The sequence below is a fragment of the Nioella sp. genome, from assembly GCF_964229645.1.
Classification (GTDB): domain Bacteria; phylum Pseudomonadota; class Alphaproteobacteria; order Rhodobacterales; family Rhodobacteraceae; genus Nioella.
In genome coordinates this window covers 1-3,243 of sequence record NZ_CAXREX010000011.1, presented here as the reverse complement: position 1 = coordinate 3,243, position 3,243 = coordinate 1, and the positions used below count along the sequence as shown (strand labels likewise).

Below are 3,243 nucleotides of genomic sequence, written 5' to 3'. Positions count from 1 at the left end.
GCTGTCGACGACCGGGATGCCAGCCGCGCGGAACGCATCCTTGGAGCGTTGCTTGTCCATCGCCAGCGCCGAGGCCAGCACGCCCGAATGGGTATAGGGGATCTTCATCCATTCCAGGATGCCCTGCACGCAGCCATCCTCGCCCCACCGGCCATGGAGCGCGTTAAACACGACATCGGGTTTGAGATCGGCAAGACGCTCGGCAAGATCGGGGCCCGCATCGACCTCGATCACCGTGAATCCTTCACCCCGCAGCGCGGCCGCGCATTCCTTGCCGGACGACAGGCTGACTTCCCGTTCTGCCGAGAATCCGCCCATCAGGACCGCAACTGTGGAGATTGTTCTGCCCGAACTATCCGCCACCTGTGCCTCATTCATGCCGGGGGATTGTTTCCCCTCTGGCTTATCGTTTTCGCCGGTTATTCCGGCTTGTCATCCGCCGCCGGTTCGCCGACGCGCATGATTTCCCATACTAGCTCTATTCCGCTCTCTTGGAAAACCCTTTTTCGGACCTCCTCGCCCAATCCTTCGAGGTCCGCTGCCGTGGCACCACCCGCGTTGAGCAGGAAATTGCTGTGTTTTTCCGACATCTGCGCACCGCCCCGCCGGGCCCCGCGCATGCCAGCCTCGTCGATCAGCTTCCAGGCCTTGAGGTCATGCACGTCATCGGCGCGTCCCGTGCTGGAAAACCCCGCCGGGTTGCGAAACGTGCTGCCCGCGCTGCGCTCTTTCGTGGGTTGGGTGGCGTCGCGCTTGGCCAGTTGCTCTTCCATCCGGGCCGCCAGCGCCGCGGGCTCGCCCGGCTCGGCGCGGAAGGTGACCGAGGTGACGACCGCGCCCTCGGGCAGGTCGGTCTGGCGATACTGGAAGTGGATGTCGTCACGGGTCAGCGTCACGCGAGCGCCGTCGCGCAGGACCGCCTCGGCGCTGAGGAAGTGATCGGCCACGTAGCTGCCATAGCAGCCCGCGTTCATCCGCAGCGCGCCGCCGATGCTGCCGGGGATCGTGCGCAGGAAGGTCAGGTCGAGCCCCGCCTCCGCCGCCTTGCGCGCCACAGGCGCGTCGAGCGCCGCCGCCCCCGCCGTGACCGTGCCCGCGCCAATCTCGATCCCGTTGAAGCCGCGCCCGAGCCGGATCACCACCGCGTGCAGCCCGCCGTCGCGCACGATCAGGTTCGACCCCACGCCCATCGGGAACACCGCAATGGCGGGGTCGAGCTCGGCCAGGAAATCGCACAGGTCCTCAAGGTCGGCAGGTTGAAAGAGCGCATCCGCAGGTCCGCCCACGCGCAGCCACGTGAGGTCGGCCAGCGGCCGGTCGAGGGTCAGGCGCCCGCGCACGGGCGGCAGGGTCGGGGTCGGTGTGGGGAACAGGGTCATCGGGGTCACTCCGCCTCTTTGCGCGCCTTCCGCCGCAATCCGAGCCAGCCGCCAACGAGCGAGGCGATCAGGGTGGGCAGCACGAAGACCACGGCCAGCATGACATTGGCCACACCTTCGAAGCCACTGGCCTCGCGCCAGCCCAGGTTGATCTCGATGGCGGGCCACAGGATCCAGACGAAGGTGATCGCAAGTCCGAGCCAGAGCGCACGCAGCAGGGTGCGCGACAGGAAGCGCGCCACCAGCCAGCCGATGCCCCCCCCGATCAGCACGCAGACCCCTGCCACGATCCAGACCTGCTCCATCGCTCAGCCCTCCCCGTCCGGGGTTCGCGCCCGCGCGGCAAGCCACAGGCCGATTCCTCCCGCCACGATCAGCGCCGCCAGCGCGGGCATCAGGATCAGCATGCCGAAGGCGGCATAGGCCATATGGGCCCAGTTCTGGTTGGAGATGCCCAGAAGGCTCAGCAGGTCGCTGCTCATCAGCCCGGCGGCGGCAAGGCCAAGCACAAGGCTGGCGGCGAAAAGCCAGCCGCCCGGACGATACCGTCCAAGCAGGAAGCCCAGGACAGCACCCGCAAGAACGGCTGCCGAAATGGCGAGGATCGCATTGCTGTTCATGCGGCTCTCTTACCCGTGCAAGAGGCGCCTGCGCAACCAGCGCCCGGCATAGAAGACCGGCCAGCGCAGGACAGACACGCCGCCCGCCATCATCGCAAGCCCCCACCAGGGGCCCATTTGCAGGGTGACATAGCCCAGAAGCGGGATGCCCGTGGCGATCAGGCAGATGGCGGCGGGCCAGTGAAAGCGGCTCGGCGCAAGCCCAAGCAGGCAGGCCGTCAGGCCCCAAAGGCTCGCCAATGTCAGGGAAAGCGGCATCAGCTGTCTCCTCCTCTCAGCCGCCCGGCCAGCTGACGGCCCAGGAACCTCAGCGGGTGGCGGAACATCGACACGAAGCCCGCGATCGCGGCCAGGACGACCCAGGCCGAATGCTGGAGCCCGATGAAAACCAGAAGCGGCACGGCCAGGATCAGCAGGGCAAGGCCCGGGACGTATTGCAGCCGCATGGGCAGGAAGGCGGTAATCGTGGCGGCCAGCACCCAAAGGCAGGCCAGCGTCAGCGACAGCGTCATGGCCGGACCTCCCTGGTGGCAATATCCAGCACGGATCCCGGACCCGAAACCGACGCGGTTTCCACCCGCGCCCGGTCGATGGAGCGGGGGGCGAAATCCGTGTCGGATTTCGTCCGGAAATCGCGCCGATTTCCGCCCCGCTTGCCCATGCCGTTACCCCTTTTCCAACCGTTTCGGCAGCCCATGCGCCCAGGCACTGATCGTGCCGGCCCCAAGGCAGACCACCCTGTCGCCCGGATGCGCCTGCTCGCGCACCAGCCGTTCCAGATCATCCTCGCTCAATATGGCGCGGGCATGGCGGTGGCCATGGGCCACCAGCCCTGCCACGAGGTCATCGCGCGTGGCGCCTTCGATCGGCTCCTCGCCGGCGGCATAGACCTCGGCGATGGCCACCACGTCGGCCTCGTTGAAACAGGTGCAGAAATCCTCGAACAGCGAATGCAGCCGCGTGTAGCGATGCGGCTGGTGCACGGCGATGACCCGGCCCTTGGTGGCCTGGCGCGCAGCCTTCAGCACGGCGGCGATTTCAACGGGATGGTGGCCGTAATCGTCGATGATGGTGATGCCACCCACCTCGCCCACCTTGGTGAAGCGGCGGTTCACGCCCTTGAACTGGGCCAGCGCCTCGCGGATCTCGGCCGACTTCATGCCAAGGTGGCGCGCCACCGCGATGGCCGCCAGGGCGTTCGAGACATTGTGATCGCCCGGCATCGGCAGGGTGCAGCCCTCGAT

Annotated in this window: 6 protein-coding genes and 1 pseudogene; all 7 read right to left on the bottom strand. The window is 67.3% G+C overall.

Going from position 1 to position 3,243, the window contains the following annotated elements:
- Positions 1-378 (bottom strand): annotated as a pseudogene (locus tag ACEQXV_RS00725) (D-alanine--D-alanine ligase); the annotation flags it as partial.
- Between the two features lie 41 nt (positions 379-419).
- Positions 420-1,379, bottom strand: coding sequence for a UDP-N-acetylmuramate dehydrogenase (gene murB / locus ACEQXV_RS00720; protein WP_370267401.1), 960 nt, complete (start codon positions 1,377-1,379; stop codon positions 420-422).
- Between the two features lie 5 nt (positions 1,380-1,384).
- Positions 1,385-1,684: a hypothetical protein gene (locus ACEQXV_RS00715; protein WP_370255496.1), complete on the bottom strand. Its 300-nt coding sequence runs from the start codon at positions 1,682-1,684 to the stop codon at positions 1,385-1,387.
- Between the two features lie 3 nt (positions 1,685-1,687).
- Positions 1,688-1,999: a hypothetical protein gene (locus ACEQXV_RS00710; RefSeq protein WP_370255499.1), complete on the bottom strand. Its 312-nt coding sequence runs from the start codon at positions 1,997-1,999 to the stop codon at positions 1,688-1,690.
- Positions 2,000-2,008: 9 nt separating this feature from the next.
- Positions 2,009-2,257 carry a DUF2484 family protein gene (locus ACEQXV_RS00705; RefSeq protein ID WP_370255500.1) on the bottom strand — a complete coding sequence of 83 codons (249 nt, stop codon included), beginning with the start codon at positions 2,255-2,257 and terminating at the stop codon, positions 2,009-2,011.
- Complete coding sequence (locus tag ACEQXV_RS00700) at positions 2,257-2,511, bottom strand: DUF2484 family protein (RefSeq protein ID WP_370255501.1); 255 nt, start codon at positions 2,509-2,511, stop codon at positions 2,257-2,259. The genes ACEQXV_RS00705 and ACEQXV_RS00700 overlap by 1 nt, the downstream gene beginning before the upstream one ends.
- Positions 2,512-2,664: 153 nt before the next feature.
- A partial coding sequence (locus ACEQXV_RS00695) for a glutamate ligase domain-containing protein (protein WP_370267400.1) occupies positions 2,665-3,243 on the bottom strand: 579 nt, incomplete at its 5' end.

Excerpts from the sequence above, each read along its gene's own strand:
- ACEQXV_RS00710 (WP_370255499.1), bottom strand. The coding sequence starts at position 1,999 with ATGAACAGCAATGCGATCCTCGCCATTTCGGCAGCCGTTCTTGCGGGT.
- ACEQXV_RS00705 (WP_370255500.1), bottom strand. The coding sequence starts at position 2,257 with ATGCCGCTTTCCCTGACATTGGCGAGCCTTTGGGGCCTGACGGCCTGC.
- ACEQXV_RS00700 (WP_370255501.1), bottom strand. The coding sequence starts at position 2,511 with ATGACGCTGTCGCTGACGCTGGCCTGCCTTTGGGTGCTGGCCGCCACG.
- ACEQXV_RS00715 (WP_370255496.1), bottom strand. The coding sequence starts at position 1,684 with ATGGAGCAGGTCTGGATCGTGGCAGGGGTCTGCGTGCTGATCGGGGGG.
- murB (WP_370267401.1), bottom strand. The coding sequence starts at position 1,379 with ATGACCCTGTTCCCCACACCGACCCCGACCCTGCCGCCCGTGCGCGGG.